The 15,227-nt window shown below is 70.6% G+C and carries 11 protein-coding genes; 1 reads left to right on the top strand and 10 read right to left on the bottom strand.

What is annotated here, in order from left to right:
- Positions 1-6 precede the first annotated feature (6 nt).
- From JJJ14_RS09345 to JJJ14_RS09315, 7 genes are all read right to left on the bottom strand, one after another.
- Positions 7-2,133 (bottom strand): ABC transporter permease, encoded by a 2,127-nt coding sequence (locus JJJ14_RS09345; protein ID WP_201443964.1) that lies wholly within the window; start codon positions 2,131-2,133, stop codon positions 7-9.
- A 42-nt stretch (positions 2,134-2,175) separates the two neighbouring features.
- Positions 2,176-3,168, bottom strand: a complete 993-nt coding sequence (gene modA, locus JJJ14_RS09340) for a molybdate ABC transporter substrate-binding protein (protein WP_101558607.1) — start codon at positions 3,166-3,168, stop codon at positions 2,176-2,178.
- Positions 3,169-3,202: 34 nt separating this feature from the next.
- Positions 3,203-3,991: a respiratory nitrate reductase subunit gamma gene (narI, locus tag JJJ14_RS09335; protein WP_075254575.1), complete on the bottom strand. Its 789-nt coding sequence runs from the start codon at positions 3,989-3,991 to the stop codon at positions 3,203-3,205.
- Positions 3,988-4,755 (bottom strand): nitrate reductase molybdenum cofactor assembly chaperone, encoded by a 768-nt coding sequence (gene narJ / locus JJJ14_RS09330; RefSeq protein ID WP_101558606.1) that lies wholly within the window; start codon positions 4,753-4,755, stop codon positions 3,988-3,990. The genes narI and narJ overlap by 4 nt, the downstream gene beginning before the upstream one ends.
- A gap of 1 nt (position 4,756) precedes the next feature.
- Complete coding sequence (gene narH, locus JJJ14_RS09325) at positions 4,757-6,436, bottom strand: nitrate reductase subunit beta (RefSeq protein WP_101558605.1); 1,680 nt, start codon at positions 6,434-6,436, stop codon at positions 4,757-4,759.
- The gene (locus JJJ14_RS09320) at positions 6,436-10,212 is read right to left on the bottom strand and encodes a nitrate reductase subunit alpha (protein WP_201443963.1); all 3,777 of its coding nucleotides are present in this window, start codon (positions 10,210-10,212) and stop codon (positions 6,436-6,438) included. Before JJJ14_RS09320 ends, narH begins: the two co-directional genes overlap by 1 nt.
- A gap of 164 nt (positions 10,213-10,376) precedes the next feature.
- A complete protein-coding gene (locus JJJ14_RS09315) occupies positions 10,377-11,705 on the bottom strand; it encodes an MFS transporter (protein ID WP_101558603.1) in 1,329 nt (442 codons plus the stop codon).
- Between the two features lie 319 nt (positions 11,706-12,024).
- Between JJJ14_RS09315 and JJJ14_RS09310 the strand changes: the two genes are divergently transcribed.
- Positions 12,025-12,558, top strand: a complete 534-nt coding sequence (locus JJJ14_RS09310; RefSeq protein ID WP_043538155.1) for a MogA/MoaB family molybdenum cofactor biosynthesis protein — start codon at positions 12,025-12,027, stop codon at positions 12,556-12,558.
- A 43-nt stretch (positions 12,559-12,601) separates the two neighbouring features.
- Here JJJ14_RS09310 and mobA read toward each other — a convergent pair whose 3' ends face one another.
- The 3 genes from mobA to JJJ14_RS09295 form a co-directional block, all read right to left on the bottom strand.
- Positions 12,602-13,252 (bottom strand): molybdenum cofactor guanylyltransferase, encoded by a 651-nt coding sequence (gene mobA, locus JJJ14_RS09305; RefSeq protein ID WP_101558790.1) that lies wholly within the window; start codon positions 13,250-13,252, stop codon positions 12,602-12,604.
- Between the two features lie 19 nt (positions 13,253-13,271).
- Complete coding sequence (gene moaC / locus JJJ14_RS09300; protein ID WP_201443962.1) at positions 13,272-13,784, bottom strand: cyclic pyranopterin monophosphate synthase MoaC; 513 nt, start codon at positions 13,782-13,784, stop codon at positions 13,272-13,274.
- 87 nt (positions 13,785-13,871) lie between these two features.
- Positions 13,872-15,209, bottom strand: coding sequence for a molybdopterin molybdotransferase MoeA (locus tag JJJ14_RS09295; RefSeq protein ID WP_201443961.1), 1,338 nt, complete (start codon positions 15,207-15,209; stop codon positions 13,872-13,874).
- Positions 15,210-15,227 lie beyond the last annotated feature (18 nt).

Genomic DNA, 15,227 nt, shown 5'->3' with positions numbered 1-15,227 from the left:
TGGTCCTCAACCCCGGCGAGCCAGGATACGCACCTGCACCGCCTTGATGACGCAGCAGACCTCCCGGCCCTCGGTGATGCCGAGTTCGGCCACGGCACCCGCGGTGACCGCTGCCGACAGCCGCTGCCCCTCCTCGAGCTCCAGGCGCACACTCACCAGCGCCCCCGAGCGCTCCAGCCCCGTCACCCGGCCGGTCAGGACGTTGCGGGGACTGCCGTGCGGCGCCTGCCGGTAGAGGGCGACGGCGTCGGGCGGCACCAGCGCAATACCCGGTGCTCCGGGCCGGGGCACCTCGTTGCGGTCGTCCCGGTGCCCCGGCTCGCCGACATGCCCGTCAGTGGCATCCTCCCGGGGGCGGCCATGAATGACCTGCCCCGACGGCAGCCGCAGTCCCGGCGCCTCGGCGTCGCCGTCGACGACCCCGGTGAGCACAGCCGTCCCGGTCAGGTGGGCGACGAAGTCCGAACGGGGCGCGGACAGGATCCTCGCCGTCGGCCCCTGCTCCACCACTCGGCCCCGGTCCAGGACGACGACGTCCTCGGCCAGCGCCGTCAGGTCCAGGACGTCATGGGTCACCAGCAGCAGCGTCAGCCCCTCCTCGGCGCACCGGCGCGCCACCAGGCGGCGCATCTCCTGGCGGGCGGTCACGTCCAGGGCGGCCATCGGCTCGTCCAGGACCAGCAGACGGGGCCCTGTCGCCAGCGCCCGGGCCAAGGCCACCCGGGCCGCCTGCCCTCCCGAGAGCGCTCCTCCCGGGCGGGAGGCCAGGTGATCGGCCCCGACGGCGGCCAGCTCGGCGCGGGCCCGACGCGTCGCCTCCGCCCGGCTCACCCCCTGGCAGCGCAGCGCGAAGACCACATTGCCCAGCACGGACATGTGGGCGAAGACGCCCGGCTCCTGGCTGAGCAGCGCCACCTGGCGCCGCCCCGCCCGCACGAAGCCGCCGGGGCCGTCCAGGACTCGTCCGCCCAGCACGACCCGGCCGTTCTCGGCGTCCAGCAGGCCGGCCACCACGGAGCAGACCGTCGACTTGCCCGAGCCATTGGGGCCGACGAGCGCCGTCGTGCGCCCCGCCTCCACCTCCAGGTCGACGACGACGTCACGCTCAGGCAGCTCGAAGGCCACCTGCAGGTCCTGGCCGCGTCCGCCGTCCCGAGGTGACTCGGGAATCCGCTCGTCCCTGCCTTGGGTGGAGGCCTGCGCGCCTCGGGGCTCCGACGCAGCGGCGTCGTGGTCCTGGTGCTCCTGGAGCCCGCGGCGGGGCAGTAGGTGAGAGGCGGTCCTGCCCCAGTCGATATTGGTCGCCCCGACGATGACGAAGGACAGGCCGATGAGTACGGCGGCCAGGGCCAGGGAGGTGGCCGTGTCCTTCTCCCGCTCCAGGTAGATGGCCAGCGGCATCGTGCGGGTGACGCCCTCCTTGGAGCCGGCGAAGGCGATGGTCGCCCCGAACTCGCCCAGGCTCCGGCCCAGGGCCAGGGCCGTGCCCCGAGCCAGAGCCGGTGTCGCCAGCGGCAGCGTCACCTGCGCCAGAACCCGCCACGGGCCGGCCCCGAGGCTCCGGGCGGTGACTTCGGCCCGCTTGTCACGGCTGCGCAGCGCCGCCTCCAGAGTGACCACCAGGAAAGGCATGGAGACGAACACCTGGGCGATGACCACCGCGGTAGTGGAGAAGGCGATGGGCACCCCCCACTCCTTCAGGTACGCCCCCAGCAGGCCGCGGTTGCCCAAGGTGGACAGCAGCGCGATACCGGCCACCACCGGCGGCATCGTCATCGGTAGCACCGCGAGGATCCGCGCGATCCTCACCCCCGGCCAGCTGCGGGCCAGCAGCAGCGCCAGCGGCACGCCCAGCACCACGCAGACGACCGTGGAGCTCAGACAGGTGCGGATCGAGAGCCACAGGGCGGCCTGCGCCGACGGCGTCGCCAGCAGCTGGGGGAGCTGCCCCCAGGACACGCGCGTCCCCATACCCACCAGGGGCAGGACGATTGCGCAGCCTCCCAAGACGGCCAGCGCGGTCACGAGGACGGGCAGAGGAGAGCGAGCGGCCCGCCCACGCCCCAGGAGGGCGCGGACGGGCCGCCGTACCGACTGCTGCTCGGAGCGCGCAGTGGGGGACATCTGGTTCACAGACTCATGTTTACCAGGCCACCGATTCAGACCGGCAAGCTATCACGGAGCAGTGGTCTGCGCGGTGGGCTTGTTCGCCTCCGGGGCGGAGGACCCCTCAGCGGTCGCGGCCTGGGACGGGGCGGCGCTGGCTCCGGAGCTGGCCTCGGAACTGGCCCCGGCGCTCGCCGCCGCACTGCCCGCGGCGGAGGCCCCGGCACTCGCCCCGGCAGTGGCGCTGCCGGGCTTGCCGAAGCCGTGCTTGGCCAGGATGTCCTGACCGGTCTTGCCGGTGACGGCATCGATGAAGGCCTGCGCGCCCGCGGGGTTCTCGGGCTTGGCCGTCGGGGCGATCGGGTAGTGGTTGACGACGCCGCCGTCGGGGATGTCGATCTTGTCCGCCTTGTCCTTGGCGGCCGCGGCGTCGGTGGTGTAGACGATGCCGGCGTCGGCCTCACCGGACTCGACCTTGCCGCGTACGTCGGTCACCTTCTGCTCCTCGGAGACCGGGTTGAGGGTGATTCCCTGGGCCTCGGCGAGCTTCTTGGTGGCCTCACCGCAGGGCACCTCGGGGGCGCAGATGACCAGGTTGGCGCCGTCCAGCGACGAGTCCAGCCCGGTGATCTTCTTGGGGTTGCCCTTGGGGACGATGAGGGTCAGGACGTTGGTGGCGAACTCGGTCTGGTTCCCGACCAGCTTCTGGTCCGCAGCGGTCTTCATCGTGGAGTTGTTGGCGGTGGCCAGGACGTCGGCGCTGTCGCCGCCCGCCAGGGAGGCCACCAGGTCCTGGGAGCCCTGGAAGTCGAAGGTGACGTCCAGGCCGGGGTTGTCCTTCTCCACGGTCTTCTCGATCTCTTCGAAGGCCTTCTGGAGGGAGGCCGCGGCCAGGACCGTGACCTTGCCGGTGGCTTTCTGCGCGCCGCCCGAGGCGCTCGCGGAGGCGGCTCCGGTGGCCCCACCCGTGGAGCTGTTGGAGGCGGAGCCTCCGCAGGCGGCCAAGGAGACGGCGGAGAGCAGGCTGACGGCGGCGATGGCCGCACGACGTGAGATACCCATTGCGTGTCCTTTCGTGATGGCGGGAACGTCCGGTTCAGGCTCCCTGAGAGGGAGTGACGTCGTTGGCCCCCTGGTTGCCGGTGCCCTGGGTCCGCACCGGGGTCCAGCCTCGTGAGGTCTGAGCGGTGGAGGTGGCGCCCTCGCGGGAACGGTAGACCACATAGGGGCGGGTCACGTAGCCCACGGGCGCGGAGACCACGTGGACCAGGCGGGTGAAGGGCCAGATTGCCAGGAGCAGGAAGCCCGCGATGACGTGGAGCTTGAAGGAGACCGGCACGTCGGCCATGAGCTCGGGGCGCGGCTGGAGCACCAGTACCGAGCGCAGCCAGGGGCTGATCGTCTCGCGGTAGTCGTAGCCGTGGGCGTCGGCGAGCTGGTTGAGGACCGTGGCCGCCGAGCCCAGCAGGATCGGCACGATGAGGAAGCAGTACATGACCAGGTCGTTGCGGGTGGTGGCCAGGCGCACGCTCTTGACGACGATGCGCCGGTAGATGAGCCCGACCAGGCCCACGATCGTCAGGATGGCCGCGAAGGTTCCCAGGTAGGTGGCGCCCAGGTGGTACATGTGCTGGGAGACGCCCAGCATCTCGGTGACGTCCTTGGGCACCAGCAGCCCGACGACGTGACCGCCCATCACCATGAGGAAGCCCAGGTGGAACAGGGGGGAGGCCAGGCGCAGGATGCGGGACTCGTTCCACTGCGAGGAACGAGAGGTCCAGCCGAACTGGTCGGTGCGCCACCGCCAGATCATGCCTGCCACCAGCAGCACCAGGCTGGCGTAGGGCAGGGCCACCCACATGAGGTTCTGCTGAATCGGGCTCATGTCATGCTCTCCTGGCTGCTTGTGAAGGGGGAAGGATCGGCGACTGGTGCCGAGCCCGGCACGGCGGTTACACCGGACAGGCTCGGGTTGCGCACGGGAATGGTCGGGAAGGGCAGGGTGTCGGTGACACCGACGGTCTCGGTGGGCGGTCCGGCCGCCACCAGGGCGCGTACGCGCTCGGCGGTGGCCTCGTCGATCCGGGGCAGGGTCATCGAGACGGCCTCCACCAGCCCCGCGTAGGGGGAGGCGGCGTCGGCCAGGGCGCTGCGCAGCACCTCGATGCCCTCCCGGTGGGAGGACAGGAGCGCACTGGCCACCTCGTCACCGCTGCGAGCGGACAGCTCGAGGACCACCGGCAGGTAGTCGGGCAGCTCGTCGGCGGCCATCTCGTAGCCGGCCGCCGCCAGCGCCTGCTTGAAGGCCAGCAGTGCGGCGCCCCGGTGCCGGGTGTCGCCCACCGTGTAGTACGTCAGGTACAGGCAGCAGCGCCGACGTCGGTCGAAGACCTCCACGTAGTGCTCGGCCATGGCCCGCTCGCCGCGGCGCCGCGCCTGAGCGATGAACTCCTCCAGGAGGACGGCTACCTCCGCCGGCAGTGTGGCCAGCTCGGCCTCGACGGCGTTCAGGCGCGTCTCCAGAGTCCCCTCGGCCGGGTAGTCCAGCAGCAGCGAGGCCGCCATGTGCACGGTGGCTCGTTGGGAGGGTGTCAGTTGCACCTCGGCGGGTTTCTCAAGAACCCGGGGGGCGCGGACGAAGGAGACCATCTCAGAGGTCCCTGGGGGCTGTGACCGCGGGGCCGGTCGAGGAGTCGGCCGCCGGGGCCTGACCCACCGGCTGAGGAACACCGACCTGCGGCATGCCCGGGCCGGCGGCCGGCACCGGCTCGCGGCGCACGGTCGGCAGCGGCAGGCTCACCGGGCCGCCGTTCATAGCGCCGCCGCCCTGGCCGTGGAAGGAGGCGACGTCGGGGTGGCATCCGGCCGGGGCCCCCTCACCCAGAAGGGTCATGACGTCGTTGCCCATGGACTCCATGCCGCGGGGGACCTCGGGCTTGGCGGTGGGGATGACGTAGCGGTCGTCGTACTTGGCGATGGCCAGCAGCCGGTACATGGCCTCCAGCTTCTTGCCGTCCAGGCCCACGGCGGCGGCGATGGCCGGGTCGGGCTCGCGGCCCAGGCGCACGTCGCGCATGTGGGAGCGCATCGCGGCCAGGCGCCGCAGCACGAGCTCGACCGTGTTGGTGTCACCGGCCGTGAACAGGCCCGCCAGGTACTCCAGCGGAATGCGCATGTCGGAGACGGCCGTGAGCAGCACCTTGTAGTTCTCACCGTCCAGTCCGGCGGCCGCGACCTCGTCGACGACCGGGGAGAGCGGCGGGATGTACCAGACCATCGGCATGGTGCGGTACTCGGGGTGCAGGGGCAGGGCCACCTCATAGGTGTCGATGAGGTCCCAGATGGGGGAGGCCTGAGCCGCCTCGATCCAGTTGTCCGGGACGCCCTCGGCGCGCGCGCCCGCCACGACCTCGGGGTCGTGGGGGTTGAGGAGGATCTCGCGCTGGGCCATGTACAGGTCCTGCGGGTCCTTGACGGCGGCGGCCTGCGAGACGCGATCGGCGTCGTAGAGGAGGACGCCCAGGTAGCGCAGGCGGCCCACACAGGTCTCCGAGCACACAGTGGGCTGGCCGATCTCCAGGCGCGGGTAGCACAGGGTGCACTTCTCGGCCTTGCCGGTGGCGTGGTTGAAGTAGACCTTCTTGTAAGGGCAGGAGGACACACACATGCGCCAGCCGCGGCAGGCGTCCTGGTCCACCAGGACGATGCCGTCCTCAGTGCGCTTGTACATGGCGCCCGACGGGCAGGCGGACACGCAGGTGGGGTTGAGGCAGTGCTCGCAGATGCGCGGCAGGTAGAACATGAAGGCCGACTCGATGTCGGTGCGCACCTTCGTGCTCATCGCCTCGATGATCGGGTCCTGCTGGAGGGTCTCCATGGAGCCGCCCAGGTCGTCATCCCAGTTGGGACCCCACTTGATGGTGGGCATGTACTCGCCGGTCAGCTGGCTCTTGGCGCGCGCCACCGGAATCGCCGGGGAGTCCTTGGGGGCCGAGAGCAGCTTGTCGTACTCGTAGGTCCACGGCTCGTAGTAGTCCTCGACCGTGGGCATCTCGGGGTTGGCGAAGATGTTGACCAGGCGGCGCAGGCGCCCGCCCGAGCGGGGCCGCAGGCGGCCCGAGGCCGTGCGCTCCCAGCCGCCGCGCCAGGTGTCCTGGTCCTCCCAGCCCTTGGGGTAGCCGACACCAGGGCGGGTCTCGACGTTGTTGAACCACATGTACTCGGTGCCCTCGCGGTTGGTCCAGGCCTGCTTGCAGGTCACTGAACAGGTGTGGCAGCCGATGCACTTGTCGAGGTTCATCACCATTGCGATCTGGGCCATGACCTTCATCAGAAAGTCACCTCCTGGTTGCTGCGGCGACGGATAAGCGTGACCTCGTCGCGGTTGTTGCCCGTGGGGCCGATGTAGTTGAAGGCGTAGGACAGCTGCCCGTAGCCGCCTGCGAAGTGGCTGGGCTTGAGCACGATCCGGGTCAGGGAGTTGTGCGTCCCGCCTCGCCTGCCGCTGGTCTCAGTCAGCGGGGTGTTCATGGTGCGCTCCTGGGCGTGGTGCATGAAGACCATGCCCTCGGGGATGCGGTGGGAGACAATGGCGCGCGCCGCCACGATGCCGTTGCGGTTGTAGGCCTCAACCCACTCGTTGTCCTTGACGCCGATCTTGTCGGCGTCCTGGGGGCTCATCCAGATGGTCTGGCCCCCGCGTCCCAGCGTGAGCATGTGCAGGTTGTCGAAGTACTGCGAGTGGATCGCCCACTTGTTGTGCGCGGTGATGTAGCGCACTGCGACCTCCGCCGTGCCCGCCTGGCTCGTGGACACCGAGCCCGGTGCGGCCTCCCCGTACAGGGCGTGGAAGTCCAGTGGCGGCCGGAAGATCGGCAGGGACTCGCCCATGTCTCGCATCCAGTCGTGGTCGAGGTAGTAGTGCATGCGCCCGGTCAGGGTGTGCCAGGGCTTGGCGTGCTCCACGTTGACCACGAAGGCCGAGTAGCGCCGTCCGCCGTGCTCGGAGCCGGACCACTCCGGGGAGGTGATGACTCCCTGGGGCTTGACCTGGGTGTCGGCGAAGGAGATGTGCTTGCCTGCCTCCTCCTCGCTGAGCTCGACCAACGTGGTGCCGGTGCGCTTGGACAGCGTGTCCCAGCCCTCGGTGGCGATGCGCCCGTTGGTGGTGCCCGACAGCGTGAAGATGGCGTCGGCGGCGCGGATGTCGGTGTCGAGCAGCGGCCGGCCGGCGGCCACGCCGTCGGAGGAGACCCCGTGGTTGCGGGCCAGGCGCTCCACCTCCGGACCCGGCTTGAGCATGATGCCCTTGCAGGGAATCCCCAGCTTCTCGGCCAGGGGGCCCAGGGCGTCGAACTTGGCCCGGATCTGGGTGTAGTCGCGCTCGGTGGGCACCAGCTTGGGCATCGTCACTCCCGGCACCCACTCCTGGGGCAGGGAGGACACGTCACCGTGCGCCATCGTCAGGGCGTCGGGGGTGTCGTGCGTCAGGGGCGCGGCGACGACGTCGGTCTGGGTGCCCAGGTAGCGCGGCGCCCAGGCGGAGATGAGCCCGGCCAGGGTCTGGAAGACCTGGAAGTCGGTGCGCGCCTCCCAGGGCGGGTCGATGGCCGCGTTGAAGGAGTGCACGAAGGGGTGCATGTCGGTCGAGGAGATGTCGTGCTTCTCGTACCAGGTGGCCGCCGGCAGGACGACGTCGGAGTGCAGGGTGGTGGAGGTGTTGCGGAAGTCCGCGGTCCACATGAGGTCGAGCTTGCCGGTGGGGGCCTCGTCGCGCCAGGTCACCGAGGCGGGACGCTGCTCGGGCGGGTTCTCGACGGCGTTGACGTCGTTGTCCGCACCCACCATGTGGCGCAGGAAGAACTCCGTGCCCTTGGCCGAGCTGCCCAGCAGGTTCGTGCGCCACGAGCACAGGATGCGCGGGAAGTTCTCCGGGGCATCGGGGTCCTCGCAGGCGAAGCGCAGCTCACCGGAGCGCAGCTGCTCGACGACGTAGTCCTTGGGGTCCATGCCCGCCTCGGCGGCCTGCTGGCCCAGGAGCAGCGGGCTGCGGTTGAAGGTCGGGTAGGACGGCGTCCACCCGCGCTTCATGGCCTCGACCATCGTGTCGGTCGTGGTCTTGCCCGCCAGGGTGCCGGGCCCCAGCGGGGAGGCCAGGCGCTCGGCCGAGGTGGTGTCGTAGCGCCACTGGTCGGTGGTGATGTACCAGAAGCCGGTGGAGATCATCTGCCGGGCCGGGCGATGCCAGTCCAGGGCGAAGGCGTACTGCTGGAAGCCGCTGAGCGGGCGGACCTTCTCCTGACCCACGTAGTGGGCCCAGCCGCCGCCGTTGACGCCCTGGGTGGCGCACATGGAGGTCAGCGCCAGGATCGTCCGGTAGATCTGGTCGGCGTGGTAGTAGTGGTTGATGCCCGCGCCCATGACGATCTGGGAGCGGCCGCCGGACTCCACGGCGTTGAGGGCGAAGTCGCGCGCCACCTGGATGATGGCGGGGCCGGGAACGCCGGTGATCTCGCTGGCCCAGGCGGGGGTGCCTGGGACGGTGGCGTCCTGGTAGTCCGCGGGCCACTCGCCCGGCATGGACGGGCGCTCGACGGCGTACTGGGCCAGGAGCAGGTCGTAGACGGTGGTGACCATGCGCTCCCCGATGCGGGTGACCGGCACGCCGCGGCGCACGACGCCGCCGCCCACGGATCCCTCGGGGGTGGAGGAGCCGGGTAGGTCGAAGCGGGGCAGGAGGACCTCGGCGGCCTGAACCTGGGGGCCCTGGCCGTGCAGGTCCAGGATGCTCATGACCGGGTCGACACCGTCCATGAGCAGGTTCCACTTGCCCTCACCCTCGGGGGTGAAGCGGTCGGCCAGGGTGCCGCCGGGGTCGGCCGGGCCGCGCTCGCGGTCCCACACGAGGGGGCGGAACTCGTTCTTCGGGGCGCCGGTGGCGACGCCGTTGACGTCGGAGGCCGTCACGAAGCGCCCGGGCACGTAGCCGGTGCCGTCGGGGGAGGGGTCCAGAGTGATGAGGAAGGGGGAGTCGGTGTGACGGCGCATGTAGTCCAGGAAGAAGGACTCCTCGCGCTTGACGTGGAACTCGGAGAGGATGACGTGACCCATTGCCTGGGCCAGGGCACCGTCAGTACCCGGAGCCACGCGCAGCCACTGGTCGGCGAACTTGGTGTTGTCGGCGTAGTCGGGGGAGACGGCCACGACCTTCTGCCCGTGGTAGCGGGCCTCGGTCATGAAGTGGGCGTCCGGGGTACGGGTCAGCGGCAGGTTGGAGCCCCACATCATGAGGTACTGGGCGTTGTACCAGTCGCCGGCCTCGGGGACGTCGGTCTGGTCCCCGAAGACCTGGGGTGAGGCCGGCGGCAGGTCGGCGTACCAGTCGTAGAAGGAGAGCATCGTGCCGCCGATGAGCTCGTGGAGGCGGCCGCCGGCTCCGTAGGAGACCTGGGACATGGCCGGGATGACGCTGAAGCCGGCGATGCGGTCCGGGCCCCAGGCGCGGATGGTGTGGACGTAGGCGGCCGCGACGATCTCCATGGCCTCGTCCCAGCCCACGCGGACCATGCCGCCCTTGCCTCGGGCGGACTTGTAGGCCTTGGCGGTGGCGGGGTCACCGGTGACCTGCGCCCAGGCGGCGACCGGGTCGCCGTCGTTGTCGGCCTTCGCGGCGCGGAAGGCGTCCAGCAGGACCGAGCGCACGTAGGGGTAGCGGATGCGCGTGGGGGAGTAGGTGTACCAGGAGAAGGCCGCACCGCGCGGGCAGCCGCGGGGCTCGTACTCGGGCATGTCCGGCCCCGTGGTGGGGTAGTCGGTGATCTGCTTCTCCCAGGTGATGATGCCGTCGGAGACGTAGACCTCCCAGGCGCACGACCCGGTGCAGTTGACCCCGTGGGTGGAGTGGACCATCTTGTCGTGGCTCCACCGGTGGCGGTAGAAGGTGTCGGCCTCGCGCCCTCCGGTGAGGAACAGGCGGCGGGCGTCGGCAGAGGCTTGCCCTCGACGCAGGTACGAGCCCAGCGTGAGCAGTCCGGGGGCGTTCTCGACCTGCTGGTCGGGCCCAGGGACGATCCCGGGGCCGGTGGTCTGGGAGCCGGTGGTGCTCATCAATGGTCCTTTGGTCCGTGAAGTTGATGGGTGTGGTGGTTGGTGACGAATGGTGGCCCGGAGCCGATGGGGGCGGGCCCTGAGTGGCTCCGGCTGCTCCCGGCGGACGCGACCATGATGCTGGCCGCGTCCGCTGTTGAGCGGGTCAGTCGGTGGTGGGCGGATCAGCCCGGACGCTTGGCGCCCGGCTTGGCGTAGCGGACCCAGCAGATGACGGCGCACAGGACGCAGAAGACGGCGCAGCTGTAGAAGAAGACGTGCGTCGGCATGAGGGTCAGGGCGATGCCGACCAGGAAGGGGCCGAGGGAGGCCACGGCGGCGGTGAAGCCGATGGCGCCGCCGGCCTGGCGCTTGGGCATAATCATCGGCATCTGCTTGAAGGTCGAGGCGTTACCGACGCCGGCGAAGAAGAACATCGCCAGCAGCGCCACCATGAAGATGGTGAAGTCGGCCGGGTCGTCCGCGGCGGCCACCAGGTAGCCGCACCAGGCCATCGTGATGGCCATGCCGATGGCGGAGACGAAGGTCCAGATGGCTCCGCCGAAGCGGTCGCACAAAGGGCCCCAGGCGAAGCGCAGGAAGGAGCCGATGAGGGTGCCGATGAAGGCGTAGGAGGCCCCCTGGGGCAGGTCGCCCTTGGCGAAGTGGTCGGCCAGGTCGGAGGCGGCGCCGTAGTTGTTGTTGATGATGTTGGCGGTCTGGGCGGCGAAGCCTGAGAAGACGCCGAAGGTCATGATGTACAGGACCGTCATGAGCCAGGTGTCCAGGTTGCCGAAGATGTCCATCTGCTCCTTGATGTTGGCCTTGAGCGGGACGTCCTTGATGTAACGGAAGGTCAGGAAGGCCGCGATGAGGGACCAGGGCAGGAAGAAGACGGTGGCGTTGACGACCATGGGGGCGCCCTCGTGGTGGGGGGCCACCCAGGTCAGCCCGAACAGGCTGATGCTCATGAGGAAGGGGGCGGCGAGCTGGATGATGCTCATGCCCATGTTGCCCAGGCCTCCCTGCAGGCCCAGGGCAGTGCCGGCCAGACGCTTGGGGAAGTAGAAGCCGGTCGAGGACATGTAGCCGGAGAAGGTGGCGGCCCCGATACCGCAGGCGAAGGACAGGGCGAGCAGGACACCGAAGGAGGTGTTGTGGTTCTGCACCGCGAAGAACCAGCCGAGCATCGGCAGGATGTACAGCAGGGAGGACCAGCCGATCATCTTGCGGGCGCCGATGGTGGCGGGCAGGAACATGTAGATCAGGCGCAGGGCGGCGCAGGACAGACCCGGCATTGAGGTGATCCAGTAGATCTGGTTCTTGGTCAGGTGGAAGCCGATGTCGTTGAGCCTGGGTGCCACCGCACTGGGCAGGAACCAGACGGTGAAGCCGAGCATGAGGGAGAAGGTGGTGATGGCCAGAGTGGTCCAGGCGATCTTCGCGGACCAGTTCTCCGGCTCCTCGGGGTTCCAGCCTGTGAGGACGCGACCGGAGGTGTCGAGCGTGGACATAGGGCTCCTGCTGTTGTGGGGCTCGGTCCGCTGGGCGACAGCGCCCTGGACCTGAGACTGTGTGGAGAGAGTCGGTGAAAGCCTGCGGACTCACACCGCGCTCAATGATGCATTGAGTTGGTCAGATCTTCATGCAAGGGACGAATGTCTGAGCAATACGAGGCGAAACCGACATCTCAGAGGTGACTAAGGGCGGTGAATTAGGTTCAATGTCAGTTGCCTAATTGAGGTTGCCGGTTGGATCGGGACGTGTTGCCCTTGAAACTCCGGGTGGGAGACGGAGGAGCCGCGCGGGGTGTATGCGGACTACGGTGGGTCCATGAGTGAGACCCCCATCGTCCAGAAGGGCCTGGCGGCCCTGCCCGAGCCCGTCAAGGGCGCCGTCATCACCGTCTCCGACCGCTGCGTCAGCGGTGAGAGAGAGGACCTCTCCGGCCCGCTGGCCCAGCGCCTCCTGGCTGAGCACGACGTCGTCGTCGAGAAGGTGGACCTCGTGCCCGACGGTGTTGAGCCGGTGCGTGAGGCGATCAGGCGGGCGGTGGCCGGCGGCGCCCGGGTGGTCCTGACCACCGGCGGTACCGGGGTGACCCCTCGGGACCTCACCCCGGAGGCGACGGCACCACTGCTGGAGACCCGCATCGAGGGCATCGAGGCGCAGATCCGCGCCCACGGGCTGACCAAGACACCGCTGGCGGGACTGTCCCGCGGGCTGGTAGGCGTGACCTCTCGCGGCGACGACGGCGCCCTGGTCGTCAACGCCCCCGGCTCGCGCGGTGGGGTCAAGGACACCGTTGCCGTCGTCGGCCCCCTGGTGCCCCATGTCCTGGAGCAGCTCGGCGGCGGCGACCACTGAGCACACTCGAGCACTACTGAGCGATTCGGATTGAGCCGGGCTGCTACTCGGAGCGGCCCGAGTCCCAGGAATGGACCTCGGCCCAGGTGTCCAGATCCCGCACGACATCGCGAGCCGTGGGGATGGCCCTGACGCGGAGCGTCCCGAGTGCCCGGCGCACAGCCGTGTCCCGCAGAGGCGCGCCGTCCGGGGCGACGGCCGCGGCCAGTGCTCGGCGGCGGTAGAGGCCCAGCAGGTACTGGGTGTGCTCGCCGTCGCGGGCGCAGACGCCGTCCAGCTCCGGCCCGGCCTGCGCCAGCGCCCGGTGCAGGGCCGGCAGCGCCCTCCAGGACAAGGGCGCGTCGCAAGTGAGGATCCCGGCCAGTCCCGCAACCGGGGCGCTCCGTCCTAGGACATCCAGCCCGGCCGCGATCCCGGCGACGGGTCCTCCCAGGGGAGGGTCCTCCAGCGCCCGTAGGACGCCTCCGGGCAGAGCGACCTCCGCCGGGGCAACAACGCACACGCGCCCGAGCGGAAGGCCCTGTTCGCGAAGCTGCTCCAGGCCGGCCAGCACGTGGTCGAGCAGGCGCAGCCCCCGGGCGACGACGTCGGGCTTGGAGGCTCCGTCCAACCGAGCGCCGGTTCCGCCGGCCAGCACGACGACGTCGGCGGTCTCGGCGACCTCGGTGACTTCGGCCGCATCCGCGGTGCTCATGATGGCGCCGACCGTCTGCTCAGGCAGCGTCACCGCGGTCACCGCGGTCACCGCGCGCCCAGTCCCCTGAGCGTCCCCCGGACTTGGCGACCACCTTGGCCTCTCGCAGCTCGACGCCCCGGTCCACTCCCTTGACCATGTCGACGATCGCCAGTCCCGCCACGGTGGCGGCGGTGAGGGCCTCCATCTCCACGCCCGTGCGGTCGGCCGTGCGCACCGTGGTCTCGATGCGCACGCCGCCGTCGACGATCTCCAGGTCCACGCGCGCCCCATGCACGCCGATGACATGCGCCAGGGGGAGGAGCTCGGGGACCTTCTTCGTTGCCGAGATCCCGGCCACGCGGGCCACGGCGAGCACGTCGCCCTTGGGGACAGAGCCGCTGCGCAGGGCGTCGACGATTGCCTCCGAGCAGGCCACGAAGGCGGTGGCGCGGGCCTCGCGCACGGTCGGGGTCTTGGCGGTGACATCCACCATGTAGGCGGCGCCCGCCTCGTCCAGGTGGGTGAGGGTGATCTCGGGGCGGGTAGTCACAGGGGCTCCTTCACTGGGGGTGGGATCGTGCGTCGTGGATGTGGCTCGTCGCTTGTACCGGCGGCCTTCAGGGGCGGCCGGCGGGCGCTACGAGGCGGACAGCGGGATGAGGGGCAGCTCGTCGCCGACCTCGACCGCCTCGACCTCGGCGGCCACCACCGCCAGTGCCTGCGCGGCCGGCAGCGATGCCACCAGGTGCGAGCCGGAGCCCAGCCGGTGGGTGGGCGTCACCCAGGGGAGGCCCGCGCCGTCACCGAGGTCGGAACGGACTCCGGAGCCGGTGGGGGCCTCGGTGAAGCGCACCGGAACGTGCTGGCGCCGCCCCGGCGGGGTCCGCCAGCCCACCGCCGCGCGCGCCGTCAGGACAGGCCGCCCCGGAAGCGGCTCTGCGCCGCCATCCTCTGCGTCCTGCCCGGCCAGGCGGGCCAGCGCCGGGGCCACGATCGTGGTGAAGGAGACCAGGACACTCACCGGGTTGCCCGGCAGGCAGATGATCGGCACCCGCCGGCCGTCGTCGGCCAGGACCCAGCCGTGCCCCTGGGGCTTGCCCGGCTGCATGGCCACCTTGACGAAGTCCAGGTGCACTGGGGCCTCCTCGCCCCGCTGCGCCTGCGCCAGCATCGTCAGAGGATCGAAGGCTCCCGCGGACACGCCCCCGGAGGTGACGATGAGGTCGGCGCCGGCCGCGGCCTGCCGCAGCACCTCGGCCAGGGCCTCGGCCGTGTCGCCGCTGCGGGCCACGCTCGTGCACACGGCCCCGTGCTCGGCGACCAGCCCGGCCAGCAGCAGGGAGTTGGAGTCGGGAATCGTCCCGGGCTCCAGCGCCTGGCCGGCGTCACGCAGCTCGGCCCCGGTGGACACCACCGCCACGCGCACCTGCGGCCGCACCAGCACCGAGCCGAGCCCCACGGAGGCCAGGGCGGAGATGGCCGCCGCCGACAGCCTCGTCCCCGCCGCCATGACCGGATCACCCGCGGCCACGTCCTCCCCGGCGCGGCGCACGCTGAGGCCCGGGCTCGCTGCCGCGCGGATCTCGACGCGCTCGGGAATCGGGTGCGGGCCGGGAGCCTGGTCGGTGTCCTCCACCTTGACCACGGCGTCCGCGCCCTCAGGCAGCATCGCCCCAGTCATGATCCGCTGGGCGGTTCCCTCCGCGAGGGGCCGCGGTGCGGCGCCGGCCGGAACGTCCCCGCTCACCGGCAGAACCACGGGCGTCTGTGGGCAGGCGCCGGTCGTGTCCTTCGCGCGCACCGCGTAGCCGTCCATCGCCGAGTTCGTCCACGGCGGCACCGGCACGGCGGCGGTCACGTCCTCGGCCAGCACCCGTCCGTGCGCTCGCCCCAGTGGCACACGGCCGCCCTCAAGGGGCGAGAGGGCCTCCAGCACCTGGGAGACGTAGTCCTCCAGCGGAATCATCTGCGCCATAGCGGTCCTTCCTTCGGC

Source organism: Actinomyces sp. HMT 175 (assembly GCF_016694895.1).
Lineage (GTDB): Bacteria > Actinomycetota > Actinomycetes > Actinomycetales > Actinomycetaceae > Actinomyces > Actinomyces oris.
Note: the sequence above shows the minus strand (reverse complement) of the source record. Positions and strands in the feature narration are given on the sequence as shown.

Excerpts from the sequence above, each read along its gene's own strand:
- modA (WP_101558607.1), bottom strand. The coding sequence starts at position 3,168 with ATGGGTATCTCACGTCGTGCGGCCATCGCCGCCGTCAGCCTGCTCTCC.
- narI (WP_075254575.1), bottom strand. The coding sequence starts at position 3,991 with ATGAGCCCGATTCAGCAGAACCTCATGTGGGTGGCCCTGCCCTACGCC.
- narJ (WP_101558606.1), bottom strand. The coding sequence starts at position 4,755 with ATGGTCTCCTTCGTCCGCGCCCCCCGGGTTCTTGAGAAACCCGCCGAG.
- narH (WP_101558605.1), bottom strand. The coding sequence starts at position 6,436 with ATGAAGGTCATGGCCCAGATCGCAATGGTGATGAACCTCGACAAGTGC.
- JJJ14_RS09320 (WP_201443963.1), bottom strand. The coding sequence starts at position 10,212 with ATGAGCACCACCGGCTCCCAGACCACCGGCCCCGGGATCGTCCCTGGG.
- JJJ14_RS09315 (WP_101558603.1), bottom strand. The coding sequence starts at position 11,705 with ATGTCCACGCTCGACACCTCCGGTCGCGTCCTCACAGGCTGGAACCCC.
- JJJ14_RS09310 (WP_043538155.1), top strand. The coding sequence starts at position 12,025 with ATGAGTGAGACCCCCATCGTCCAGAAGGGCCTGGCGGCCCTGCCCGAG.
- mobA (WP_101558790.1), bottom strand. The coding sequence starts at position 13,252 with ATGAGCACCGCGGATGCGGCCGAAGTCACCGAGGTCGCCGAGACCGCC.
- JJJ14_RS09295 (WP_201443961.1), bottom strand. The coding sequence starts at position 15,209 with ATGGCGCAGATGATTCCGCTGGAGGACTACGTCTCCCAGGTGCTGGAG.